Raw genomic sequence first — 23957 nt, forward strand, 5'->3', positions numbered from 1 at the left:
CAGGAGAGCACAAATGACGCAGGGCGTTGCCACGGGAGACTACCGGGTACTTATCGTAGATGACGACTTTCGGGTCGGTCAGCTGCATGCCGACATGGTCAATGAGATTCCTGGATTTCAGGCTCTAGACCCGGTGCAAGATCCACGCACTGTTCCGCAGCTGGTCGCCGCCTTGCAGCCAGATCTAGTACTTCTGGATTTGTATCTGCCACATGTCAGTGGCGTGGAATTGCTGCGCGAGTTGCAGATCGACGCGATCATGGTCTCGGCTGCAACCGAGTCAAAAAACGTGGCAGCGGCGTTGCAAGCCGGCGCGTTGGCTTTTATCATCAAGCCCTTTGGTGCCAAGACACTCGCTGGAAAACTCAAAGGGTGGGCCCGGTACCGGCGGCAGCTTGCGGCCTCCACAGATTTTGACCAGCAAGGCGTTGACCGGCTGTATCGCACCCTGCAAGGTGCCGAAGATAGTTCGGCCGCCACTAGCGTAGCTCCCACAGAACAAGCAGTCTTAGCCTGTGTCCGTCAGTCGCGTGGACCGATGAATGTGGCAGAGGTTGCCGAGGCTGTAGGGGTCGCACGGGCGACGGCCCAACGTTACCTTGCCGCATTAGTAGCCAATGAATCTCTTGAATTACAACTGGGCTACGGCACGAGGGGCCGTCCGGAACACCGTTACTTTGCAAGGTAATGGACTAAATTACTTTATGTCCGGGCTTGTTTTCGTGCGCTTTCTACGCGTGCTTAGATTTCCTGCGCTGACTGCTGTTCTGGTAGCGTCTTGCTCAAACTCAATTGAGGAGGGCAAATGAAAAAGCTGCATGCCAAATATTCGGAGGGATTATTCGTCGCTGTGCTTGTTTCTATGAGCCTCGCATGGAAACAGCGAATCGCAGACCCGTGGGGTTTGTATCTGATCGTGCTGAGCGTAGCTGGATTTATGATCTCCGTGGTGAGCCTCGCAATCCGTACAGCTCGCGAGGAATCCCCAAGTAACTAGGCAGAGATCTTGGTTTTACGGCAGAGTTTGTTTTGCAGTTCATAAACCTGCCACCTAGTGGAAAACTTGACGCGAAATACTGGCGATCATGACACAAATATCGCGACGAAACTTGCTGACTGGCGCTCTCGGCGTTGGCGCGCTTGGACTCATAATCCCAGCCGGCCCTGCCTTGGCCTCTACCAGCCCCCGGCTGGTGCGTTCAAGGCTGACGCTCACCAGCGGATTTTCCATGGGAGACGTCTCCACTCACGAAGCGGTGCTCTGGGCACGCACCACAGGAGAAGGCCGATTACGCGCACAGCTACGCGCCATCGATGAGGCCGGTCAGATTATTCGAGGCCGCGGATCTTTTGAACGAACCTTACGCGGAGCCCAAGCCAGCGCAAACACCGACTTCACCGCCAAAATCGCCGCATCGAACCTGCCAGCAGGCACCCGCTTTGCGGTGAACATCGGCTTCGAAGACGAAAACGGCACATTGGGGGAGACCACCACCGGCTCGTTCATCACCGCTCCTTCACACACCGGCCGACGTAATCATGAAGCCTCCATGGCGCAGAGCTTCGTCTGGTCTGGCGACACCGCAGGACAAGGTTGGGGCATCAACGAAGAAATCGGTGGCATGCGCGCCTACGCGGCCATGCACGCCACCAAACCAGACTTCTTCGTACACAGCGGTGACACCATTTACGCCGATGGTCCAATCTCCGCTGAGGTAGTGGAATCTGACGGCCAAATTTGGCGCAACCTGGTCACCGAGGAAGTCCCCAAGGTCGCCGAAACCTTGGCGGAGTTCCGTGGACGGCATCGCTACAACTTGATGGACGCCAACGTGCGTGCCATGTACTCCGAGGTGCCGGTGATTGCCCAGTGGGATGACCACGAAACCCACAACAACTGGTGGGCCGGGGAGACTATCGAAGATGAACGATATACGGTGCGTGACATCAATACCTTGGCCATGAGAGGACGTCGGGCATGGCAGGAATACCAGCCAATTGCCGACCCTCGTGCCATGCGAGGTGGAACCGGCTTTGAAGCCGCACGAATTTACCGCAAGATTTCCCGTGGTCCGGCATTAGACCTCTTCGCGTTGGATATGCGGAGCCACAAATCGCAGAACACCGACGGGTTGGAAGGCCAGGAGACGGCGATCCTCGGCGAAGAACAGCTGCAGTGGTTGCTCGATGGGCTGGATAAGTCGAATGCCACCTGGAAGGTCATTCTCAACGATCTACCGCTGGGAATTATCGTTCCAGATGGCAAAGCACAGGAATCCATTGCCAACGCCGACCACGGCGCACCGCTGGGACGTGAGCTGGAACTGGCTCGATTGCTCAAAGCCATCAAGGATCGCGGCGTGAAAAATGTGGTCTTCTTAACCGCGGATGTGCATTACTGCGCCGCTCACCACTACTCGCCGGAACGTGCCGCCTTCAGCGATTTTAATGAGTTCTGGGAGTTTGTCGCAGGTCCGGTCAACGCTGGATCCTTTGGCCCCAATAAGATGGACGGCACCTTCGGGCCCAAAGTGGAATTCGCGCTTGCCGGGACCAGCAACCAGTCGCCGCGTGATGGTAAAGGACAGTCCTTCGGACACGTTGACCTCGACGAATCTCAAAGATTCACGGTTTCGCTGCGTAACGGCCTCGGCGAAAGTGTTTACAGTAAAACCCTAGAGTCGGTGCGCTAACCGCACTGCTAGAGCAAAGTACATAAAAGTAGCGGCGCAGATCCAAAAGATCTGCGCCGCTACTTTTACTTCAGAGACTTAGCGTCCGGTGCCGCCGTATACGGTGGCTTCCACATCGGTATCGAGATCGAATGCGGTGTGGATGGCGCGAACCGCATCATTGAGCTTGTCAGCGTCGGTGACCACAGAGATGCGAATCTCCGAGGTGGAGATCATGTCCACGTTGATTCCGGCCTGGTGCAGCGCTTCGAAGAAGGTGAACGAGACGCCCGGGTTCGAGCGCATGCCGGCGCCGATCAGCGAAAGCTTGCCGACCTCGTCGTTATGCTCGATGTCTTCGAAACCAATCTCACCACGAGCGGTTTCCAGCGCGGCTAGAACACGCTTGGTCTCAGTCATTGGCAAGGTGAAGGAGATATCGGTGGCACCCGAGCCCTTGGTCGAGATGTTCTGTACGATCATGTCGATATTGGCTTGCGCGGCGGCGATTACCCCGAAAATCTGTGCTGCCTTACCCGGAATATCCGGTACACCGATGATGGTGACCTTTGCTTCGGAATGGTCGTGGGCAACACCGGAGATGATTGGCTGTTCCAAGGGTTCTCCCTCTTGAATCTTGATCTTGTCGTTGGGGTCCGGGAGCACCCAGGTGCCCTCGTTAGTGCTGAATGAGGAACGCACATGCAGTGGCACGCCAAAGCGGCGAGCATACTCCACGCAGCGTAGGTGCAGGATCTTGGAGCCACTGGCTGCCATCTCCAACATTTCCTCGCTTGAAATCGTGTCGATCTTCTTTGCTGCGTGAACCACGCGTGGGTCGGCGGTGTAGATGCCGTCCACGTCGGTGTAGATTTCGCAGACATCGGCACCCAATGCAGCGGCAAGTGCCACCGCGGTGGTGTCCGAACCACCGCGGCCCATGGTGGTGATGTTCTTTGATTCCTTGCTCATGCCTTGGAAGCCGGCGACGATGGCAATGAAGCCGCGGTCGATGGCGCGGCGGATACGCTGCGGCGAAACTTCCATGATCCGCGCCATGCCGTGGGTCGAGTCAGTGATCAGGCCGGCCTGTGAGCCGGTGAAGGATACTGCGCTTTCACCGAACTGGTCGATGGCCATGGCGAGCAGTGACATGGAAATGCGCTCGCCTGCCGAGAGGAGCATATCCATCTCGCGGGCCGGGGCGTCATCGGTGAGTTGCGCGGCGAGGTCAAGGAGTTCATCGGTGGAATCTCCCATAGCCGAAACGACGACGACAACCTCATGGCCCTGCGCCTTGGTGTCAATAATTCGGCGCGCGACACGTTTGATGCCTTCGGCATCCGATACGGACGAACCGCCAAATTTTTGAACTATTAGGCCCATGGGCGCACACTCCAACTGATGAAAGTTGTTGATGCGCATCGTGTTGTGAGAACAGATGCGACATATCTACCACTAATAATTGTGGCAGTACCAAGGGTGCATCACCTAGTTGTGACGGTAACCATTGGTCATATTGCCTAATATCTGCCACTTTGAATGCCTAGAAAGGCCGGTCAACTGCTGATCGTAGCTAATATTTGTCGCCAAAATGACTTCCAGCCCTCCAGATCCTGAGGGTTGGCAAGTTTTGCGTGATCAGCGCTTACGCTTGCCTTGCTACCCTTCATGGTGATGTTCACGCTCACGCGGCTACCATCGCTAAATTGCGCCTTCCAATAACGCCACTTTTCGGAACCACTGACCGCTGGTTCTGCCGTAAGCTGGGCGCCGTTAAACACGCTGAACTCTGCGACCGTACCGACCCAGCTTTGTAAAGCACCCTCAAGATCCATGCTCAGCGTAGTGGAAACCGAGCCTTTAAAACTTCCATCGCTTGCCTGGCCGGGAACTCGACGGCCGATGTGCTGTTCATAAGCGATGGCTACCGATTGCGCCCACCAGCCCGGGTTTTCAAGGTCTGCGGGCATGAGCTGGTAAATCATGGAAGCGAGCGGTTTATGCGACAGTTCTTTGGCGCCAGCAGATTCTAACTGCTCCACCCACTGCTCCCACGGAGTGCCGGTGGCCTTGGTGATTGCCTCGATATTGCTGCTCTTAATCGCCATTAAACGAGTGTAGCCACACTCCAATGAAAAGGAGTGTGGCTACAACGAAGAACTCTTTATAGTTCCCGTAGATCCGCGTTAAGTCGTTCCAGTAGACCGGTGAGGTGGCACAGATCTGTATCGGACCACTTATTGATCCGTTCGCGTAAATCGTCGCGCCAGGTCTGTAACCAGCCATGCCAACGTTGCTTGGCCAGATCGGTGGGCAACAGGTTGCATACTCTTCGGTCTGTCTCGTCAACTTCCCGCTTGACTAGACTAAGCTCTTCGAGCCGGGTCACCAGCCGGGAAAGCGTCGCCTTATCAGTCATGAGATGTTCGCAGATCTCTGACTGGGTGGTGCTTCCCGATTTGAGGATCATCCCCAGCACTGGGACCGCCGCAGGTGGCAGCTTTTCGTCGAGCTTGGCAGCCATGGTGCGGCGAGACTTTGCGGTCACCGAAAGTAGGGTGAAAAGCTCCTGCTCTGCTGCATCGAATAGCTGGCTACGATGAGCCCAAGACTGAGTTTCTTCCATGGTATCCACGGCGACTAGGCGTCAGTTTCCGTGACGGAAGAAGCCTCTGACTCTTCAGCTAAACGCTCGGTATTGGTTTTCTCATTCAAGTGCTGATTAGGCAACAGGATCACTGCGACCAGGGTGATCAGCGCGAGTGGTGCTGCGAAGGCGAACAAGGTGGCAACACCGTCGCCATAGATTGATTCGAGAATCGAACGCACTGGTTCTGGCAGGGTGGAAATGGTCGGCAAGGAACCGGAGCTCAACGATGCGCCAACCGCGGCGGCCTTATCGCCCAGCGAGGCGATGGCAGCAGATAGATCGCTCTGGCGGTCGGCAATCATATTTGGAATGGTGGCCGCAAGCAGCGCGCCCAGTCCTGCGGTACCTGCGGTACCACCGAGGGTACGGAAGAAGTTCACCGAAGAAGATGCAACGCCAAGAATCTGAGGTTCCACGGCGTTCTGCACGACAAGCACCATGTTCTGCATAACCAAACCAACGCCAGCGCCAAGAATGAACATAAACAAGCCCACCTGCCAGAAGGGGGTGTCATAGTGAATGGTTCCGAGCAGGTACAGTCCGACTACCTGCAAGGCAGCGCCGGTGACCACAAAAGCTTTCCACTTACCGTAGCGCGAGATGAGCGCGCCGGCCACGGTGGAGATGACAAGCAAGCCGGCCATCATAGGGAATGTCATGAGACCTGCCTGGGTGGCGCTAGCGCCACGGGCCATGATCATGTACTGACTGAGGAATACCGTCGTACCGAACATCGAGATGCCCACGGCAAGCGAGGCAATCACTGCGAAGGTGAAGGTGCGGTTCTTGAAGAGATTAAGCGAGATCAATGGTTCTGCGACCTTGAGTTCAACGAACACGAAGATTGCTAGCAAGATGACCGAGCCAACCAACATGAGGTAACTGGTGCTGGAGTTCCATTCGAACTCGCTGCCACCCATTGACAACCAGATCAGCAACAGTGCCACGCCGGAGGAAAGAAGCATGATGCCCAGGTAGTCGATTTGTACCTTGCGCTTAGCGAAGGCCGGGAGATTCAGGGTGCGCTGGATCAAGATAATGGCGACCACGGCAAATGGAAGAGCTACGAAGAAGTTCCAACGCCAGTTGATGGTATCGGTGACGAAACCGCCGATGAGTGGGCCACCTACGGTACCCAAGGCCATGACTGCGCCAAAGAGGCCCATGTACTTGCCACGTTCACGTGGTGAAAGGATGTCGGCCATAACAATCTGGCTCAGCGCGCCCATGCCGCCACCTGCGAGGCCCTGAATTACGCGCATGGCAATCAGGAATTCGGTGTTCTGCGCGAAGCCGGCTGCGGCCGAGGCGAGTACGAACAGTGCCAGGGAGATCTGCAACAGCAGTTTGCGGTTGCCCAGGTCGGCGAGCTTGCCCCAGATAGGGGTTGAAATGGTGGTGGCGAGCAAGGTTGCGGTGACCACCCAGGTGTACGCGGTCTGGCTACCGTTCAGGTCCGAGACGATCACCGGAAGGGAGCTGGACACCACGGTGCCTGCAAGAATTGAAACGAACATGCCCATGAGCAAACCGGTCAGTGATTGAATAATCTGCCGGTGGCTCATCTTGGGTTTTGCGACCGGCGCTACTGCGGTCATGGCGACTCCAAAGGTCTAAAAATAAGGTTGATTGATATCAACTATATGCCGATGGTTGACCATTATCAACCAATGTGTTTGAGTGCACATTGATCAGAGAAGCCAGCCCGGCTCAACACAAGGTTGGCCGGGCTGTAGCGAAGAAAATTTTTGCTGTTGGTCTTAGCCGCGTGAAGAACTCGGGGCAATGGTATTGCGGCGGCCTTCGAAGGCGCGTGCCAAGGTGACCTCATCGGCGTATTCCAGATCGCCACCCACCGGCAGCCCCGAGGCCAAGCGGGTGATCTTGATGCCCAAAGGACTCAGCTGGCGAACCAGATAGATTGCGGTTGCCTCACCCTCTAGATTTGGGTCAGTAGCCAAGATCAGTTCGGTAATGGAACTGTCTCCCAGGCGCGCAACTAGCTCACGAATGTGTAATTGTTCCGGGCCGATTCCCGCGATCGGGTTAATTGACCCGCCAAGCACGTGGTACTTGCCGTTAAAAGCGCGAGTACGTTCAATGGCCAGCACATCCTTGGATTCCTCCACGATGCAGATTTGGCTGGTGTCACGGCGCTCGTCGCGGCAGATCCCACAGGTGTCCTGCTCGGAAATGTTGAAACAGATTTCGCAGAAGCGAACCTTTTCCTTGGCCTGCTGGATGGAAGCGGCAAGGCGCGTCATATCCTCGGCGTCGGCATCAAGAATGTGAAAAGCGATGCGCTGCGCCGATTTAGGACCGATGCCGGGTAGCCGACCGAGCTCGTCGATCAGTTCCTGAACAGCACCTTCGTACACCTATTGCCCACTTTCCTGAGGGTTCAAACGTTTATTAATGACCGTGTTACACACTAGTGTCTCACTCCGACAAGATGCCGGTTAGAGCCCGCGCTTCATTTCGACAACATTGCCGTTCACATCACGCTGTTCAATGACCAAACCACCAAGCAAACGTTCTACCGCGGGCACTCCGATCAGTGCGGAATCCTCGACCTCAATATCATCCTCGCTGGGCGAGAAATCTTCGGGTTCCGTAGGCGCTGTCTGAGTCACCCGGTCCGGGGCACCCCAACCGTTATCCGAACTGCTCTGGTGAGTGCTCGGTGCGTTGTCCTTCGACTGGCTCATGAGCTGCTGGTAACGGCTCAACCGTCCGCCAGCCACCGGGGTCTGGGCCACGGGCCGATCATCCGATTCGCTGGGGGTACCCCAAGCTGGTGCAGACTCGGTCGCCGGTTGGACCGCCGGATTAGGTGGCTCCGCAGCTGGGGTTACTACCGCAGGGGCCACCGGTGTCGCGGCAACCGGCTGTGGCTCAGGCTCACGGATCACCTTGGACTCGAAAGTATCGGTGGTGCTACCGGGATGCAACGGGGTTTGCGAGACCGGACGAGAAATCGCCGGGCTCGCTACCTCGGACTGACGTGCGCTTAACCCGGCGGTCAACCGCGGGCGAGGTGCCACCGGGGGACCGTCAAAAGAACGCGATTCGGTAGCTCGCGGAGAAGGAATTACCGGCTCCACCACGGCAGGCGATAGCGAAGACGGTGCACTTACCTGCGGCGCGGTGGTTGGCTCGGGGCGTGGCGAGGCCACGGAAACGGGGGCCGATGTAGGGCCGCTTGTCGCATATCCGTCATCGGGATAAGGCGGCTCATCCATGTACGGTTCATCCAGCGGTGGCGGGACGTCGTCATAGTTGCTGACGTACCCACTGTCCTTAGTTGGAGCCGGCTTGTTCATAGGTGCTGCTGAACGTGCTGACTCCGGACGGGAAGCCTCAGGTTGTGCTGCGGAAGGAGACGTTTGTGGGCGCGCAGGAGCGTTGGGCGTAACCCCAGCGTTCGGAGCCTGTACGTTGTTGGCTACTGCTGGGGCGGACGCCGGTGTTGGCCGGCGTTCACCTTTTGGGGAACCACCACCGGCGGTTGCCGATCCACCCTCGGTTAGTACAACCTCGATTTGTTGACCTGCCACCTGGCAAAGGATGCCCACCAAGATCTGCATCATGTCTGGGCGATTGCGCAAATTGACGATAGGGCCGGTATTGCTGAATGCAAGGGTCAAAGTGCGACCATCAAATCCTGCCACCGAACCATAATTAGCAACCATCGAGTGAAGTACTCGTGAGCTTGACTGCAACTGCTCCAAAATGGCGGGCCACGCCTGTTGGAACTTCTGCACCGGGGTTGCGGCGTTTGGCGCCTGCTGCTGAGGTGCGGCCTGTTGCTGTTGCGGTTGCTGATGCTGAGCTTGCGCTCGTTGCTGCGCTTCAGCTTGTTCGCGGGCAGCTTTTTCCTGCGCTTCACGTTGTTCGGCGGCTGCGCGCTGTTCAGCCTGCTCGCGGGCAGCCTGTTCCTCGGCCCGTCGCAGATCCTCTGGACGCTGCTGGTTCGGGGCTGAAGGTGTTGCTTCTGGTTGTTGCCGCGGTTGTTCGCTCTGAACCTGCGGCTGAGCCTGCACCTGCGGCGACTGTTGCTGCGTTGGCTGCTGACGGTTCTCAGCTGCCCGGCGTGCAAACTCGGCCATGGCTGGGTTTTGTTTCACATCATCGATGGAAATCCCAGTACCGAAGGAGAGATCTTCGCCGGCTGCCGGGTCTGGAATCAGACTAAACGGGGCCACACCTTCTGGGCGTGCTTCTGGAACACTCGGACCTGGCTGGACCGGAGTGGTGACCGGGTGCAGATCTTCCTTAGGGCCCCACGTGGCACCCCAATCGGCGGCTTCCCCAGTATTCAGCGAGCGAGCCGCATCTGGATCTAAAGGAGCGTTAATATCAGGCTCGCCCTGCGGGGCCGGAGCCTGCGGTTGAGTCGTCGGGGCCTGTTCCCGTGGCTGTTCTTGGGGTGCAACAGGTTGCGGAGCCTGCGATTCGGGCTGTACCTGAACTTCCTGCTGTGTTTGCTGCTGCGTGTTGGCAGGATGTTGTTCTGGTGCCGCTTGCGCAGGGGCAGGGGACTGCTCGGGAGCAGCGGGTGTTTCTACCCCTCCGTTACGACCCTTGGCTGCCGCGAGAGCTTCTCGAACTGCAGCCGCACCCTGACGCGCGGCCGCCGGAGACGGGGTCGCTGACGAAGAATGAGCTGGCATCTCGCCTTCAGGCAGTTCAGGCAGCGCGCCGGAAATCGCGTGGCGTTCTAGTCGGTCGAGCCGGGCAGCAAAAGCGCTCGCCGAATTTTCGGCGCCCGGGAGCATCAAGCGTGCTGCCAATAGCTCTAGGTGCAATCGAGGCGAAGTTGCCCCGTTCATCTCGCTCAGGGCCTGATTCGTTACATCGGCCCAACGGCTCAGTTCACCGGCACCGACAAGCGAGGCTTGTAAATGTAGTGACTCCAACTGATCAGCAGGAGTGCCACGTAAGATTTTTTCCAGACCTTCGGGCATCGCCTTGGCAATGATTAGGTCTCGCATGCGTTCAAGCAGGTCTTCAACGAAGCGCCGTGGATCCAAACCGGTCTGGATGATGCGGTCAATGGCTCCAAAGAGAGAAGCGCCATTGCTTTCATGCAGGGAAAGGATCACCTCGTCGAGCAGGGTCGAGTGGGTGTAGCCGAGTAAAGCAATCGCAGTCTCGTAGTCCACTCCACCTTCGCGGGCACCGGCCATTAGCTGGTCGAGAACCGAGAGGGTGTCGCGTACCGAACCGCCGCCGGCACGGATTACTAGGGGTAGAACGCTGTCGGCGACCACCACATTTTCGCGCTCGCAGAGCACCTTGAGATAGGCCAAGAGAGCCTCGGGAGGCACTAAGCGGAACGGGTAATGATGGGTGCGTGAACGGATAGTGCCAATAACCTTTTCAGGTTCCGTGGTCGCAAAAATGAACTTGATATGTGCTGGTGGCTCTTCAACGATTTTCAGCAGGGCGTTAAAGCCCGCCGAAGTGACCATATGAGCCTCGTCAATAATGAAGATCTTGTAGCGGTCGCGGGTTGGCGCGAAAGTAGCGCGTTCGCGCAGATCACGTGCGTCTTCCACACCGCCGTGGCTGGCCGCGTCAATTTCGATCACATCGAGTGAACCTGGGCCACCATTAGCCAGCTCCACACAACTTGGACACGTGCCACATGGGGTTGGCGTAGGGCCCTGTTCGCAGTTCAGGCAGCGCGCCAGAATTCGGGCGCTCGTAGTTTTGCCGCAACCGCGCGGTCCGGAAAAGAGGTAGGCGTGGTTGACGCGGTTCTTTTCCAAAGCCGTCATCAGTGGGGCCGTGACATGTTCCTGCCCGATAACCTCGGCGAAAGTGTCTGGACGGTATCTGCGATAAAGCGCTGTACTCACACCGGTACCCTATCGGTTGCGCGATGCCGGAGGCATCAACTGGTCGACAATAAATTCTGGTTCTACAACCCAAGGCTCGCGAGGCAAGTCATCAGGGTTGAAGGAGTCCAAAGCGGCCTGCAAAGACGTTCCGGGCAAGCCCAATGACTCTAACAAGTAGGCGCGGATCTGGGCACCATTTACCCCTTTTTCGGAGAGGTCTTCGAGAGTTACTGCACCGTCGCGTTTAGCGAGCCTTTGGCCTTTGGAATTCAACGCTAAAGGAACATGGGCGTAGGTCGGAATTGGCATTCCAAGTAGCTGCGCCAGATACGCCTGACGTGGGGCGGAGGACAAAAGGTCGTCTCCGCGCACGACTTGGTCAATGCCGTAGGCGCCGTCATCAACTACCACGGCAAGGTTATACGCGGGGGACCCGTCATTGCGTAGCAACACAAAGTCGTCAACGATTCCGGTGTACTGGCCAAAAATTACATCGTGAACAGTGAACTGAGCAACCCCCGCGCGCAGTCGCAGTGCTGCTGGGCGTTCCTTGGATTTTTCGGCCCGTTCTTCGGAACTCAGATTTCGGCAAGTGCCTGGATAGGCGCCCGGAGCGGCATGTGGTGCACTGGCAGCTTCGGAAATATCTTTACGCGTGCAAAAGCACTCGAAGAGTAGGTCTTTGTCCCGAAGTGATTGGATCGCATCGAGATAGACGGGTAGGCGCTCACTTTGACGTACCAACGGTGAATCGAATTCGAGGCCGATAGCGGCAAGTTCGAAAAGCTGTTGTTCTTCGGCTCCGGAGCGCACACGGTCTAGGTCTTCAATGCGCAATAAGCATTGACGCCCGGTGGACTTAGCAAAAAGCCAAGCAAGAATAGCCGTGCGTAAGTTGCCCAAATGGAGTTGCCCAGTCGGGCTTGGGGCGAAACGACCAACGCCCACGCGAACTCCATTCGGCTTGCTAGAAAAATAAAAGACCCCTCATGCACCTGCCAGAGCCCATCTACCCTTGCTACCTTCCGGTCCTGGGGGAGTTCAACAGGATGACACCACACGAGGGGTCATAGAAGATACTACCCGAGAGATGGGGATGGGTAAAAATCGGCAGGCGTGCGCTTGCTCTCAACCCGGGGAAGAGATTGCATAGGTTGACTCACCCAACTTCCGCGTCCGGTGGGTCATACCAGCCAAGTACTCTTCGTATTCGAGCAGGCAATTCAGACGCTGGGAGCATCGGAGTCTGGTTCCGCTCAAAGTCGAAGTTCTGCACACTGGTGACGCTGCCAGGAAGCTCCACCTGCAAGATTCCGTTTGGCGACCGCCAATTGACCGATCCGTCGGGCATATACGTGGACTGCCAACCGAGCGCGTGTTTAAACATTTGATGACGTTTGCACAATAACTGTGAATTAGTTCGGTTTGTATGGCCGCCTTTGGCCCAGTCATCAATATGATCGATTTCGCTGGATTCAGGTAGTCGGTTGCATCCGGGGAACCTGCAATGGTTATCGCGTTCTCGCAGTAAATCTTTCAGGGCTTTGGACGGTCGATATCTACGCCTACCCACGTCGATTACCGCACCCGACCAGGGATCGGTGAGTACCGCCATCAGCGAAGGAGCATCTTTTGCTACGCGCAAGGCAGCTCCGATGCCAATCGGTCCGTATCCTTCAAGATCCGCCAGCGTCCTAGATGGATCTGCGAGCATCTGCAAGGCCGGAATGGTCAACGATACGCGAGCTTTAAGCGGTGTGCCTTCGCTAGCTGGCCAGCCGTCCAGGATGGCATCGCGGAGGATATCTGCGCGACGTTGTTGTTCGTTACGCAGATCTTCTGGATCGTCGTGGTTACGGGCATGCCAGTTGACCGTGTTGAGGATCGCCAGTGCGTCCTCTGCGGGAATGCGGAGTTGGAGCACCGCCATTCCATCGGCTTCAGGCCACCAGATGACCGAACGGGTCTCGCGGCCTCTGTCATGACGTTCCTCCACTGGTTCTGGCAAGAAGCGTTCGCGCATCTTACGCGCACGGTCTTTCACCGAACGATCCGAACCGGTACGAGCAATAGGTAGAAGCACCTGTTGCAGTTGCTGGACATTATCGGGTTCGAGATCCTGAGACTGAGCGACGATTTCGGTGGCACTTTTGGTAGTGATGGTGCCTTGGCTCAATTCACTGAGAGTTTCTTTACAGAGATAACGCAATCCCTCAGCCGTGAAAAGTTTGCTCTGGGTAATTCGATCGCTTTGGCGCAAGGCACCGGAGGCTTCGGCAATAAATGAGGCTCGCACCAATGGTTCCGACTGCGGGTTTACACCAAAGCGTTCTGCGGCTTGGATTTGAAGCGAGTCCTCGATAAGAAATTCTTGAGTACCTGTTTGCGCCGCCTGCTTGGTTGCCAATTCGTAGGTGTCGGCTAGTAGCACCGCCTCTGCAGCGTCAAGCATGCTGCGGGCCTGGCTAAGAAGCTTTAACTGGCTTAGACCACTGCCAGGTTCGATGGCTCTGCCCGATTCATGGAGCTCCTTGGTGATGGCTGCCAGTTGGGCGAAGATCGTATCCTGCTCAATATTGGCAGCCCACATGCCGTCGGTACCTGGATCTGTTCTGGTGCCCGGCGGACTGATATGGAGACGATGCGCATCATCGTCGTTATGAAATACCTCTCGTTTATTCATGTTTTAAGTGTCTAATGGGTGCTAGGAGAGCAGTTGGGAGCTTTTACCAGTTGTGGATAAAGGTAAAAATCCCCTAAAGTTAGGCAATTTTATGTGTTGGATAACCGCATAATGATTGCTGAAGTTCTCGATTCGTGATTGTGACGATATTTAGATATGCTGGTACCTGCTCCACGGAGCAAACTGAGGAGGATTCGCCTAGCGGCCTATGGCGCACGCCTGGAACGCGTGTTGGGTTAACGCCCTCAGGGGTTCAAATCCCCTATCCTCCGCCGATGAAAACCCCCGAGAAATCGGGGGTTTTCGTGTTTAAATTTGCTTCCAGGAGTAGCATCCATAAGTACGTTGTGCTCGCGCGCGACGCTGGGTCGTTTCGCCGTAGTTTGGAGGAATTTTATGAGCTGCAGGTTCGAAGAACTCGCGATTGACTGTAAAAATCCGGTACTCATTGCCCGGTTTTGGGCTGAAGCGCTCAACTACTCGGTGCTCTCTGAAGAAGTCGGCTTAGTGACTATCGGGCCTGCGGAAAAATCATCGTTAGGTCCACATCCGGTGTTGACCTTCGCGCAGGTTCCAGAAGAGAAGACATCTAAGAACCGGCTACATATAGATGTTCGCCCGACTGACTGCACGCAAGATGAAGAAGTTGAGCGGCTACTATCGCTGGGTGCTACGTACCCTGAAGTTGATGCGAGTGATGTTTCATGGGTCATCCTTCTTGACCCTGAAGGCAATGAATTTTGCGTCCTCAGTTCGCAGCAGCTGTAGTGCTCGCTCTCGGTCAACCTGTCGAGGCCGTCCGGTAGCATGGTTTCTCAGGTGGACAGTGAGGGCGATCACTAAATGGGGGTGTGGCTGGCTTGGCTGGGGAAAATCGTAAGGCAGTCGTTATTGAGCACGAATTTGAGACCCGAGCAGTCTTGTCTCGACTGCTCAAACACGTGGGATTTGTTGTTCAAGAGGCCTCGACTGGGGAAGAAGGCGTCGATCTAGCCACACGGAGCAATCCAGAAGTAATTGTGGTGGGGTATGGCCTTCGAGATATTGACGGGCACGAAACGCTACGGCGGATTTCTGCGCGAGTTAATGCGCTGCTACTAGCAGTGCTTGAAACAAATGATGAGTTTGAAGTAGTTCATGCCTATGACTCCGGTGCCGACGGCGTAGTTGCGAAGCCGATAAAAGAGCGAGAATTCAGGGCGCGCGTCGATTCCTTCGTCCGGCGGCAAGACAATATCAATAATTTGCTCGCCTTGCGTGAGCGCCGTGCGGATCAGATCCTTCGCCATCGAAACCTCTCGCTGAACGTTGTGACCTGGCAAGTGATGATTGATGACGTGTCGGTTGAGCTGACTGCTACTGAATTTTCGCTGTTGCGCGCGCTGCTGGTGTATCCCGGGCATGTGCGAAGCAAAAAAGAGCTTGCTCGCATTCTGAGCGATGAAGATGAGCTGGAAGCGGTGGACTTATATGTGTCACCGGCAGCCGTACGAAGCATTGAAGTGCATATTGCAAATCTAAGGCGCAAACTAGGCGATTCGGCGCGTGAAGAACTGTGGATCGAGACGGTACGCGGTGTCGGATACCGAATGATTGGGCCCCACGAAACCAAGTAATACCGGCTGGATAATTCTTGAGCTGATCTTGAGCTGTCGATGGCGTCAACTTGAGACTCATCGAGCACAATGTTGTCCATGGCTTTGGGCCAGACGGGGCGAAGTGCTGAATCAGGTTAGGACTTGGGGGACTAATCGACTGTCGAGCAGGCGGTTTTCTATACAGATACCCGTTTAAGTGAGTGAAGGCTTCGAAATAGTAGCGCAATACTATTTCGAAGCCTTCATACTTCAGCGGAAATCGGTGACTAGACAGATGCCGTGGGGCTGCTCAATTCTGGGTAATGAATAGCAGCGGTTTGTGGGTGGGCACGCAACCAACCCTTGAGTACATTGGCGCCATACGAGGCGAGCATCGGGTTCTGTGGATCATCAGAGATTCCTCGTGCTTGCGCTGCAAGAGCTGCCGGTAGCTGCACCTTATCAATCACCGCGTCTAGGCGTGGGGAATAGAAGAACGGCACGGAGTAACGGTCCACGCCGGCTGGCGGTGCGATCACCCGGTGAATGGTTGCCATCAGATATCCGTCGGTAGCTACTTCGAGCATTTCGCCAAGGTTGACCACTAGCGCACCGGGGGTAGGCGGCACCGCAATCCACTCTTCCTGGCCGTATGGCTGCACCTGCAGGCCGCCAACTTGGTCTTGTAATAGCAGGGTTACAAAACCGTAGTCAGCGTGTAAACCTACGCCCTGGTTGCCGGACTCCGGAACCACGTCACCTGAGACATAATGTACTAGTTTGCCCATCCAAGAAGGAGTCTTGGCGAAGGGTTCATCAAAATGATCTTCGGGTAGCCCCATACCAACTGCAAGCGCAGAGAGTAGTTCGTGACCGGTCTGATTCATCAGTTCCGCCCACTGCATGGCCCGTTCTTCGAGCTGTGGGAAATCTTCTGGGAACTGGTTCGGCCCCTGAAGATTCAAGAATGGTTTGTCGCTCGGAACCTCGGAGAGAGTCTCACGTGCTGGACCGTAATCAATCTGTTCGCGTGCGTCTGCGCGACCCCGAGTGATCTCGGTGCCCATACGGGTGTAACCGCGGAATTGGGCACTGTTTCGGTTGTCGAGCTTGATCTTCTCTTCGACCGGTTTTTTGAAGAACTCGGCAATGGTGTCTAAGAGTTCCTGATCCTGGTTTTCTTGGGAGCCGTAACCCACGATTTGAAAGAAACCTACGCGATGCGCGGCATCGCGTAGCGCTACTATGAAGGCTTCGTTAAAGCTTCCATCGGCGTTACGTGCGGTAGAGATATCGAGGACTGGGATCTCGGTGACTACGTTGTTCATACATCTAGCGTGCACCCAAAAACACAATTGTTACTAGCGTCCGTTACGCTGAGTTCCGCCAAGTTTCACCCATCGTAACAATCCTTGCTTTTTGCTTAACAAAGTCCCATTATTAGCGATCGCGATTCGCTAAACAGTTTTCTCGGTAGTGGTTGGTGCCTGGCCCGTCATTTCTTCGCATATCGGTTTTAAACGTGAAGAATGTGCGTTTTGCGGAGGGTAAAGTGTTTTTTCTGGTAGTTGTACATATGCTTAGAGAGTGATTTTCCGAGCAGTGGGCGATTCCCGTCCGTACCCAGCGCATGAGTTATCCACCTCTCGGCAGTGGAGTGAAATCCCTCCACAGCAGGTGAAGCTCGACGAGCTGGTGACCACTAAGACGGTGCTCGATTTATCGGCACTGCTTTCCGAGGACTCAACCTTCTACGGAGATCTGTTCCCGCACGTAGTGCGCTGGCAGGGCACTTTGTATCTGGAAGATGGGTTGCACCGAGCCTTACGTTCGGCGTTGCACCATCGAGCAATAATCCATGCAAGGGTGTTGGATCTTGAAGGCTAACGGGTAGGCTTCGACTCAAGATAGCCTCACATCGCAGGCCCAAGGGTGCGCAGGGAAGGTGGGTTTATGACCGAGCCGAAGGATCGCCGCGATCCAAGCAGCTGGCATGGGCAACACATCGTCAGCGAAGCAGAGCTCGCCTTTCAATCCGATGGGCAGGCCAAAAAGCGTCGCCGTAGTCGACAGAACGTGGTTTTTACGGTCATGGCCTCGCTGGTCGTGGTCGTTTTTGTGGCTTCAGTACTGATCTTCACCGGCAACTGGCCCTGGAATAAAGACCAAGCACCACAGGCAGGAAGCGATGCTCCGGCCAAAATCGAAAACCCGGTGTGTCCTGATGTGAACTTCAAAATTCAAGATCCGGGCACGGTCATGGTCCGCGTACTGAATACCACCGGTGAGTCAGGATTAGCAGGGGCAACGGCCGAAAGCCTTAAAGAGCGTGGCTTCACCATCACCTCGGTCACCGAATCAGCCAGTGACTATGCCGATGAAGTGGGAGCGGTGATTGCCGGCCCCAAGGGTTACGCGCAAGCGCTGAGCATTCAACGGCAGGTCCCTGGTGCAGTATTCGTCTTTGACAAAGACCGCCGCGATGATCGCGTTGATTTAGAGGTCGGAGCCAAGTTCGAAGGACTGGAAAAGGAGCGCAAGTTGAATGACGGTCCCGGAAAGCTTCGCTGCGCAGAATCGAAATAGCGGCAGCGAAGCACCGGTGGAATCTAGCTAACGGTTTCGGCGTGAACCTGAGTCAGCGCGTTGGTGAAAGCCTCGGCTGGCTGCGCTCCGGAGATGCCGTATTTGCCGTCAATAACAAAGAATGGCACTCCGCTAATGCCCAACTGACGAGCCTGCTCGATATCTGCATTAACTTCTTCGGCGTATTTCTGCGTACTCAGTGTCTGTGCGGTAGCGGACTCATCGAGTCCGACCTGCGTAGCGAGCTTGGCAAGAACCTGGCGGTCTGCGGTATCCAGGCCGCGCTCGAAATGTGCCGAAAGTAAGGTCTCTTTCATCTCGCTGCCCTTGGACTCGGTCTTCGCCTGCTCAAGTAGGCGCAGTGCGGTGAACGAGTTAGCCGGACGCAACTGATCAAATCTGTAGTTGAGTCCTTCGCCAGCGGCCTGCTCGGTGACATGTTCTAACATGCCCTTCACCTGCTCCGGATCCATACCCTTTATCTGCGAAAGGTACTGCAACTCATCACCGTCATAGTGTTCGGGCAGGCTCGGATCCAGTTGGTATGCATGCCAATACACATCCACGTTGTCGGAGAACTCAAATTCTTCGACACCCTTTTCAAAGCGGCGCTTTCCAATGAAGCACCAAGGGCAGGCAATATCGGACCAGATGTCCACACGGACTCGTTTTTCACTCATGTAAGGTTCAACTACTTGGAGCCCTGCTACATTCCCGATTACCAGATGGCAAGATAGAAGCAAAAGAAGTTCGGTGCAGTCAGGAGGAAAATGGCCAAGTCATTGAGCTATAGAGGGATCTTCTTTGCGGGTGGAATCACCATGATGGCTGGTTTTGTCGATGGCGTGGGATTCTTACATTTCTCCGGATATTTCCTCTCCTTTATGTCCGGTAACTCAACACGTTCCTCCGCCGCACTCGCAACTGGTGACGTAAATGGTTGGTTGCTAGCGATGAGTTTTGTGGCCAGCTTCGTGCTTGGAGTGGTGCTTGCGACGCTGATTTCTGCCAAAGCTTCACGCTTCAGGCGACCCCGGGTGATGTATCTATCCGGGGCACTCTTATTGGTAGCAGCGATTTTAGGTTCTTCGGGAGAAACGGTGACGGCTTGCTTGCTGGCAGCGGCTATGGGGGCAGTCAATGTTAGCTATACCCGCTCTGGGGAAGTGTCGTTGGGATTGACCTATATGACCGGGACGCTAGTGAAGCTTGGTCAGCATCTGGCAGGAGCCTTATCTGGGGCAAATCGAACCTTGTGGGTTCCTTACGCGATCCTTTGGGCCATGATTACCCTCGGCTCGGTATGTGGCGCATTTGCCTACTTGCAGTTTGGGCTTGCTGCATTGTGGTTGGTGGCTCTGGGCATGCTCGGTTGGGCGAGCCTTGGATTGATACGTGAACGTCGTCTGATGAGCGGCGCACGTTAAGCACAAAAAATTCGCCAAGTCATAGACTTGGCGAATTTTTAGTAATGGGACGTTTTACTTATTGCTTGAGACAAGCTCTTCTTGCGGTGTACGCACGAGGAACTTATAGGCCAAACCAAGCAGGACTAGCCAACCGGCACCGGCATAAAGCGCGACGCGAGTCTCCGCGCTTAAGGCTAGGAGTACGACCACAAAGGCCATAAATACCAACGCAATCCAAGCGCTGATGGTGCCACCGGGAACCGTGAATTCGCGTTCGAGGGCGACGCTCTTTTTTTCCTTGCGGCGCATCGCCAAATAGGAGGTGAGGATCATGATCCACACCCAGACCGTCGCGAAGGTGGCGATTGAGGCGATGATCATGAACAGTGATTCCGGTAGCAGGGCGTTGAGAACCACGCCGACCAGCAACACCATGGACATGATAACTACTGTCATCCACGGCACTCCATGGCGAGAGATTTTCGCGAAGGAGGCCGGAGCATGGCCTTCACGTGACATCGCAAACATCATGCGGCCGGCACCAAAGGTATCGGCATTGATTGCGGACACTGCGGCGGTAATAACCACTGCGTTTAATATGTGAGCAGCGGCAGGAAGGCCCAGTGCGTCAAAGATCTGCACGAATGGAGAGGCTGACCCATCAATCTGACGCCAGTCGAAGAGCATCATGACTACGGCAAGTGATGCTACGTAGAACAGCAGGATGCGCCAGGGGACGGTGTTGATCGCAGCTGGGACAGACTTCGCAGGATCTTCGGCCTCGCCGGCGGTGATGCCGATGGTCTCGATGCCACCGAAGGCGAACATCACTACAGCGAACGACAGCAGTAGCCCCATGAATCCATTAGGGAATAGGGTGCCGGCGCTCATTAAGGTTGCAAAACCAGTGGCTGTTTCCGAACCAGGTGCGGTGAAACCGAAGACGATTAGTGCCGCGCCGCCAATGATCATCGCAATGATTGCGGTGACCTTGATGACTGCCAACCAAAACTCTGTCTCGCCAAAGACCTTAACCTTCATCAAGTTGATGACCGCGATCAGTAGCACCACGGCAAGAACCCAGATCCACTGTGAGACCTGCGGGAACCAGAAACGCATGTAAATACCGAAAGCGGTCACGTCGGCAATGGCAACGATTGCCATCTCAAAGGTGAAGGTCCAGCCGGTGACAAACCCGGCGAAGCGGCCTAGGTAGCGTGAGGCATAGTGTGCAAAAGAACCAGAGACCGGATGTTTCACCGCCATCTCACCCATGGCGCGCATGACGATAAATACCGCAGCGCCACCAATCATGTAGGCGAAAAGTACTGCCGGTCCAGCGGCCTGAATGGCAGCTGAGGAACCGTAGAACAATCCGGTACCAATAGCAGAGCCAAGTGCCATGAAGCGGATGTGGCGGGCCGTGAGCCCGCGGGCGAGGGAGCCCTTAATATCGGTCACGATGAAAATCTCGGATCTTGTTTGAGGTGCATGTGATCAGTGGCTGTGCGCGTGGTTCAAAGAATTTAAGCCAGCGCGTGCCTCAAGAATTTTACGTGCTGTGCGGTGTTGCCTGGGGTTGTTTGTGGTCAAGCTCTATCGTGAGATAGCTCATCTGCGGTGCCGTAACCTTTTCTTGTCGTGCTCGGTACAAGAGCCCAGAATGGGTATGAGATAACTTTTGAGTATATTTTCACTGGTCAGAGATATGTTGAATAATAGCCCGGGGTTATTCTTTGGGTAAACTAAAGCCCGTAAATATTGCGAAGTAACGATGGACAGTGGCTCTCGACCTAGAAGCATTCTGAAGTCGGTGTGCAAAAGCAGGCGGAAAGAACACATGAAAAATACCGGACTGCGACTAGCCGTTGCCGTAGCCGTTTTATACTCACTTTTTGTCTCTTTCATGGTCACCAAGTCCATTGATGAATCAACGCTTGCAGGCGCGAGCAGAATTCTTGTCTCGGGCACACATACGTTGTCCGGAAGTCAGGGGCTGGACGTAGTGGTTCAGGGATCAGCTCAACGCTCCGGCTCCACCATAGTGCGAGAAATTCGCGATTTGCATGACACTTCAGTGCGCCACTTCTATCTGGCCAGTGGCGATAATGATGGCAAAGAAGCAAAGTGGTTGGACACCGGGTTTCCGCAGTTCAGCCAGGGCGTCAGTACTAACGTGCACGCAGCAACAGAGCTTAGTGGGGTAGACCCTCGCGGAGAATACTTCATCATTGGCAATTCGGCCGCGCTGGATATGGTGGTCCACGACTTTAGCCAGTTAGGTTATGCGGTAGAAACCGAAAGACCGGGTGCTTTTATTCCGGCCGCTCTCGGAGAGATTTTCTTTGGTGTCCTAGGGGCAGCAACGCTTTTAGTTTTGCTACTCGTGGCATTATTGACCGGATTTTCGGTCCTCTCACGGGCAAAGAGTTACGCGATTCTTCGGTTACACGGAGGCAACACCAGTACGGGATTAAAACGAGACCTCCGGCAAGAACTACCGGCCATCGCGTTGATACTTGCGATCTCCTTCACCGCGGCGCTGATAGGGCTATTGCTGTACAACGGATGGAACCAGCTGGGCAGATATCTGGCATCGGGGCTTGGCCTGGTAACGCTCATGTTATTAATCGTCACCTGCATCTATGTTGCGGCGTTACTCTTGGCGTTTGACGTGAAAATTCTCGACGCGATCAAAGGTAAATTCGGGTTCAAAGTTGCGGTTCCGGCCACCTATCTTTTACGTTTCCCAAGCATCATCTTGGCGATAGCACTTATCGCCTCGGCTTTCGCTGCGAGCACGGCGGCCTCACAAGCGCAACGAAACCAAGAATCTTTAGCCGATGTAGGCAACGTGGCAAAAATCTTCTTTGAAGGCCTTTATGTTTCACAACAGACGGAACAGTTAGCGGTTGAGTCGGGGAATTGGCTTAAAGAACAAGATCGTTTGGGGCACACCATAATGGTGAGCACACTTGCTGAGTACTCATCGAGCGCCGCACTTACTGACGAGGTATTGCTAGTTAGTCAGGGCTACCTCCAACGCAACCGAATCCTTGATAATCGGGGGCAGCAAATAACCGATGTTCCAGACGATGAGGTTCTCATCATGATTCCCGAACACTCCACACATTCCGCTGCCGAGGTGGAAAGAGCACTACTGGAAAATTATGGAGGTAGCCAACCACCATCGATAAGCACTCAGGTATTGCGTGGTGGACAGAGTCATTTCCTCTACGGCACAGGAGCAGATCATCCAAACAAGCCGAGTTATCTGGAGGACGTCATTGTTGTTGGCATCGGGGCGAACTCAGGGTTCATTGCCGATGATGGCTACATGTCGCTAGCCAGTAGGGGCCAGCTTCTGATGGCGGACGCAGAACAAGCGCTGAACGACACCCCTAAAGAATTCTTGGGAACATGGATTTCCGCCTACCTCCCGATCGCTCAATTGGCCGCCGAGGATTCAGCGACGTTGAACGAGTCGGTTCGCTTCCAGACAGTTTGTGCCGTCGTAGCGCTTCTGGTGCTCCTCGCAACCGCTGTAGGAATGGCGCAGATTCATGTCCGGGGTAATGCCCAACTGATTTTGGTGCGATATCTGCATGGGTGGTCGTTTTGGTCCACTCACCGGTGGCTTTTCAAAGCCGAAGCAGTTCTCCTAGGGGTAGCCGTGGTGTGGGCGTTGATCAGCGGAGTTTGGACGGCTCTTCGCGCGAAGAATTTCGGCGAGGTGTCGCATGTAGCCAATGATCTGGCCGTAGCGCAGTGGCAACCGGTCGTGGTTCTGGGCGTAGCCCTGTTAAATGTCTTGCTACTTTTAGTTGTCGTGCGCGTGAAGACTCAAAGCCTGATTCGCACCCATAGTGAGGAAACCGCATGAGCAATATTGAGGTTCACGGGGCCACCAAAACCTTTGGCTCCAAAACACTATTTCAAAACCTGTCGTTTAGCGTGCCTGCCGGGCAGATGATGGCAGTGATGGGAACCTCGGGATCCGGAAAGTCGACTCTTTTGAACTGTATTGGGTTACTAGAGAAGCTCAATGCCGGAAGTATTACTGTGGGCGGGCAACAAATCTCCGCCTTTTCCGGTAAGCAACAACGTTATTTCCGGCGTGACTCTTTGGGCTACATGTTCCAAAATTATGCGCTGATCGAAAACTCCACGATCAGGGACAACCTCGAAGTAGCACTCGCAGCATCGGGTAAATCAAAGATCCTGGGTGCCGACTTTGACGGAGCGTTGCAACGTGTGGGACTAGGCGGACGAGGCAAGGAGCTGGTCTATTCCTTATCCGGGGGAGAACAACAACGGGTGGCGTTAGCCAGGCTGCTGGTTAAGCGTCCTGCGGTCGTGCTTGCTGATGAGCCCACCGGCGCCTTGGACAGCACCAATGAATCCATGGTGCTGAACGAACTGCGCAATATCGCGAATGCGGGTGCAACCGTACTAGTCGCGACCCATTCGAATGTTGTAATGAGCCATTGCGACACGGTTCTGGACTTGGCCTAGCGCAACGCGAGCACCG

At 55.2% G+C, this 23957-nt stretch carries 21 protein-coding genes, 1 tRNA gene and 1 other RNA gene; 11 read left to right on the plus strand and 12 right to left on the minus strand.

What is annotated here, in order from left to right; translation table 11 throughout:
- The first annotated feature begins 13 nt into the window (after positions 1 to 13).
- From CQ011_RS11220 to CQ011_RS11230, 3 genes are all read left to right on the plus strand, one after another.
- Positions 14 to 688: a response regulator gene (locus tag CQ011_RS11220; protein WP_105677815.1), complete on the plus strand. Its 675-nt coding sequence runs from the start codon at positions 14 to 16 to the stop codon at positions 686 to 688.
- A gap of 117 nt (positions 689 to 805) precedes the next feature.
- On the plus strand, positions 806 to 997 hold the full coding sequence (locus tag CQ011_RS11225) for a hypothetical protein (protein ID WP_105677816.1): 192 nt from the start codon (positions 806 to 808) through the stop codon (positions 995 to 997).
- Positions 998 to 1085: 88 nt separating this feature from the next.
- A complete protein-coding gene (locus CQ011_RS11230) occupies positions 1086 to 2693 on the plus strand; it encodes an alkaline phosphatase D family protein (RefSeq protein ID WP_105677817.1) in 1608 nt (535 codons plus the stop codon).
- 78 nt (positions 2694 to 2771) lie between these two features.
- On the opposite strand, the gene CQ011_RS11235 is transcribed toward CQ011_RS11230, so the two are convergent.
- The 9 genes from CQ011_RS11235 to CQ011_RS11275 all read right to left on the minus strand — a co-directional run bounded on the left by CQ011_RS11235 (position 2772) and on the right by CQ011_RS11275 (position 13854).
- A complete protein-coding gene (locus CQ011_RS11235; protein WP_105677818.1) occupies positions 2772 to 4058 on the minus strand; it encodes an aspartate kinase in 1287 nt (428 codons plus the stop codon).
- A gap of 173 nt (positions 4059 to 4231) precedes the next feature.
- A complete protein-coding gene (locus CQ011_RS11240) occupies positions 4232 to 4783 on the minus strand; it encodes a hypothetical protein (RefSeq protein ID WP_105677819.1) in 552 nt (183 codons plus the stop codon).
- 56 nt (positions 4784 to 4839) lie between these two features.
- Entirely contained in the window at positions 4840 to 5301 is a 462-nt protein-coding gene (locus CQ011_RS11245) for a MarR family winged helix-turn-helix transcriptional regulator (RefSeq protein ID WP_105677820.1), read from the minus strand.
- 14 nt (positions 5302 to 5315) lie between these two features.
- Positions 5316 to 6923, minus strand: a complete 1608-nt coding sequence (locus tag CQ011_RS11250) for a DHA2 family efflux MFS transporter permease subunit (protein ID WP_286161172.1) — start codon at positions 6921 to 6923, stop codon at positions 5316 to 5318.
- Between the two features lie 162 nt (positions 6924 to 7085).
- A complete protein-coding gene (recR, locus tag CQ011_RS11255) occupies positions 7086 to 7703 on the minus strand; it encodes a recombination mediator RecR (RefSeq protein ID WP_105677821.1) in 618 nt (205 codons plus the stop codon).
- A gap of 81 nt (positions 7704 to 7784) precedes the next feature.
- Positions 7785 to 11189: a DNA polymerase III subunit gamma and tau gene (locus tag CQ011_RS11260; RefSeq protein WP_105677822.1), complete on the minus strand. Its 3405-nt coding sequence runs from the start codon at positions 11187 to 11189 to the stop codon at positions 7785 to 7787.
- Between the two features lie 9 nt (positions 11190 to 11198).
- Positions 11199 to 12119: a tRNA glutamyl-Q(34) synthetase GluQRS gene (gene gluQRS, locus CQ011_RS11265; RefSeq protein ID WP_105677823.1), complete on the minus strand. Its 921-nt coding sequence runs from the start codon at positions 12117 to 12119 to the stop codon at positions 11199 to 11201.
- 27 nt (positions 12120 to 12146) lie between these two features.
- An RNA gene (gene ffs / locus CQ011_RS11270) (signal recognition particle sRNA small type) lies at positions 12147 to 12243 on the minus strand.
- Positions 12244 to 12330: 87 nt separating this feature from the next.
- Positions 12331 to 13854 carry an HNH endonuclease signature motif containing protein gene (locus CQ011_RS11275; RefSeq protein ID WP_105677824.1) on the minus strand — a complete coding sequence of 508 codons (1524 nt, stop codon included), beginning with the start codon at positions 13852 to 13854 and terminating at the stop codon, positions 12331 to 12333.
- Between the two features lie 187 nt (positions 13855 to 14041).
- On the opposite strand from CQ011_RS11275, the gene CQ011_RS11280 reads away from it, so the two are divergent.
- From CQ011_RS11280 to CQ011_RS11290, 3 genes are all read left to right on the plus strand, one after another.
- A tRNA-Ser gene (locus CQ011_RS11280) sits at positions 14042 to 14126 on the plus strand.
- A 124-nt stretch (positions 14127 to 14250) separates the two neighbouring features.
- Positions 14251 to 14622 (plus strand): VOC family protein, encoded by a 372-nt coding sequence (locus tag CQ011_RS11285; protein WP_105677825.1) that lies wholly within the window; start codon positions 14251 to 14253, stop codon positions 14620 to 14622.
- An 83-nt stretch (positions 14623 to 14705) separates the two neighbouring features.
- Positions 14706 to 15470, plus strand: coding sequence for a response regulator transcription factor (locus tag CQ011_RS11290; RefSeq protein ID WP_105677826.1), 765 nt, complete (start codon positions 14706 to 14708; stop codon positions 15468 to 15470).
- Between the two features lie 248 nt (positions 15471 to 15718).
- On the opposite strand, the gene CQ011_RS11295 is transcribed toward CQ011_RS11290, so the two are convergent.
- The gene (locus tag CQ011_RS11295; RefSeq protein ID WP_105677827.1) at positions 15719 to 16759 is read right to left on the minus strand and encodes an isopenicillin N synthase family dioxygenase; all 1041 of its coding nucleotides are present in this window, start codon (positions 16757 to 16759) and stop codon (positions 15719 to 15721) included.
- A 259-nt stretch (positions 16760 to 17018) separates the two neighbouring features.
- Between CQ011_RS11295 and CQ011_RS11300 the strand changes: the two genes are divergently transcribed.
- Positions 17019 to 17318, plus strand: a complete 300-nt coding sequence (locus CQ011_RS11300) for a type II toxin-antitoxin system VapB family antitoxin (RefSeq protein WP_096254069.1) — start codon at positions 17019 to 17021, stop codon at positions 17316 to 17318.
- Positions 17319 to 17384: 66 nt separating this feature from the next.
- Entirely contained in the window at positions 17385 to 18017 is a 633-nt protein-coding gene (locus CQ011_RS11305; protein WP_105677828.1) for a LytR C-terminal domain-containing protein, read from the plus strand.
- Between the two features lie 23 nt (positions 18018 to 18040).
- On the opposite strand, the gene CQ011_RS11310 is transcribed toward CQ011_RS11305, so the two are convergent.
- The gene (locus tag CQ011_RS11310) at positions 18041 to 18697 is read right to left on the minus strand and encodes a DsbA family oxidoreductase (RefSeq protein WP_105677829.1); all 657 of its coding nucleotides are present in this window, start codon (positions 18695 to 18697) and stop codon (positions 18041 to 18043) included.
- A 90-nt stretch (positions 18698 to 18787) separates the two neighbouring features.
- Between CQ011_RS11310 and CQ011_RS11315 the strand changes: the two genes are divergently transcribed.
- A complete protein-coding gene (locus CQ011_RS11315) occupies positions 18788 to 19444 on the plus strand; it encodes a YoaK family protein (protein WP_105677830.1) in 657 nt (218 codons plus the stop codon).
- A 54-nt stretch (positions 19445 to 19498) separates the two neighbouring features.
- Here CQ011_RS11315 and CQ011_RS11320 read toward each other — a convergent pair whose 3' ends face one another.
- Positions 19499 to 20830, minus strand: coding sequence for an amino acid permease (locus CQ011_RS11320; RefSeq protein WP_105678038.1), 1332 nt, complete (start codon positions 20828 to 20830; stop codon positions 19499 to 19501).
- A gap of 436 nt (positions 20831 to 21266) precedes the next feature.
- On the opposite strand from CQ011_RS11320, the gene CQ011_RS11325 reads away from it, so the two are divergent.
- Together CQ011_RS11325 and CQ011_RS11330 are read left to right on the plus strand one after the other, a co-directional pair.
- Positions 21267 to 23309, plus strand: a complete 2043-nt coding sequence (locus CQ011_RS11325; RefSeq protein ID WP_105677831.1) for a bacteriocin-associated integral membrane family protein — start codon at positions 21267 to 21269, stop codon at positions 23307 to 23309.
- Positions 23306 to 23941 (plus strand): ABC transporter ATP-binding protein, encoded by a 636-nt coding sequence (locus CQ011_RS11330; protein ID WP_105677832.1) that lies wholly within the window; start codon positions 23306 to 23308, stop codon positions 23939 to 23941. Before CQ011_RS11325 ends, CQ011_RS11330 begins: the two co-directional genes overlap by 4 nt.
- The last annotated feature ends 16 nt before the right edge of the window (positions 23942 to 23957 follow it).

The sequence above is a fragment of the Arthrobacter sp. MYb213 genome, from assembly GCF_002979915.1.
Lineage (GTDB): Bacteria > Actinomycetota > Actinomycetes > Actinomycetales > Micrococcaceae > Glutamicibacter.

What these genes read in the sequence shown, in the direction of transcription:
- CQ011_RS11250 (WP_286161172.1), bottom strand. Translation starts at nt 6,923, where the DNA reads ATGACCGCAGTAGCGCCGGTCGCAAAACCCAAGATGAGCCACCGGCAG.
- CQ011_RS11230 (WP_105677817.1), top strand. Translation starts at nt 1,086, where the DNA reads ATGACACAAATATCGCGACGAAACTTGCTGACTGGCGCTCTCGGCGTT.
- CQ011_RS11245 (WP_105677820.1), bottom strand. Translation starts at nt 5,301, where the DNA reads ATGGAAGAAACTCAGTCTTGGGCTCATCGTAGCCAGCTATTCGATGCA.
- CQ011_RS11310 (WP_105677829.1), bottom strand. Translation starts at nt 18,697, where the DNA reads ATGAGTGAAAAACGAGTCCGTGTGGACATCTGGTCCGATATTGCCTGC.
- CQ011_RS11305 (WP_105677828.1), top strand. Translation starts at nt 17,385, where the DNA reads ATGACCGAGCCGAAGGATCGCCGCGATCCAAGCAGCTGGCATGGGCAA.
- CQ011_RS11235 (WP_105677818.1), bottom strand. Translation starts at nt 4,058, where the DNA reads ATGGGCCTAATAGTTCAAAAATTTGGCGGTTCGTCCGTATCGGATGCC.
- CQ011_RS11285 (WP_105677825.1), top strand. Translation starts at nt 14,251, where the DNA reads ATGAGCTGCAGGTTCGAAGAACTCGCGATTGACTGTAAAAATCCGGTA.
- CQ011_RS11325 (WP_105677831.1), top strand. Translation starts at nt 21,267, where the DNA reads ATGAAAAATACCGGACTGCGACTAGCCGTTGCCGTAGCCGTTTTATAC.
- CQ011_RS11275 (WP_105677824.1), bottom strand. Translation starts at nt 13,854, where the DNA reads ATGAATAAACGAGAGGTATTTCATAACGACGATGATGCGCATCGTCTC.
- CQ011_RS11315 (WP_105677830.1), top strand. Translation starts at nt 18,788, where the DNA reads ATGGCCAAGTCATTGAGCTATAGAGGGATCTTCTTTGCGGGTGGAATC.
- CQ011_RS11295 (WP_105677827.1), bottom strand. Translation starts at nt 16,759, where the DNA reads ATGAACAACGTAGTCACCGAGATCCCAGTCCTCGATATCTCTACCGCA.
- CQ011_RS11320 (WP_105678038.1), bottom strand. Translation starts at nt 20,830, where the DNA reads ATGGCACTTGGCTCTGCTATTGGTACCGGATTGTTCTACGGTTCCTCA.
- CQ011_RS11225 (WP_105677816.1), top strand. Translation starts at nt 806, where the DNA reads ATGAAAAAGCTGCATGCCAAATATTCGGAGGGATTATTCGTCGCTGTG.
- CQ011_RS11220 (WP_105677815.1), top strand. Translation starts at nt 14, where the DNA reads ATGACGCAGGGCGTTGCCACGGGAGACTACCGGGTACTTATCGTAGAT.
- CQ011_RS11330 (WP_105677832.1), top strand. Translation starts at nt 23,306, where the DNA reads ATGAGCAATATTGAGGTTCACGGGGCCACCAAAACCTTTGGCTCCAAA.
- CQ011_RS11240 (WP_105677819.1), bottom strand. Translation starts at nt 4,783, where the DNA reads ATGGCGATTAAGAGCAGCAATATCGAGGCAATCACCAAGGCCACCGGC.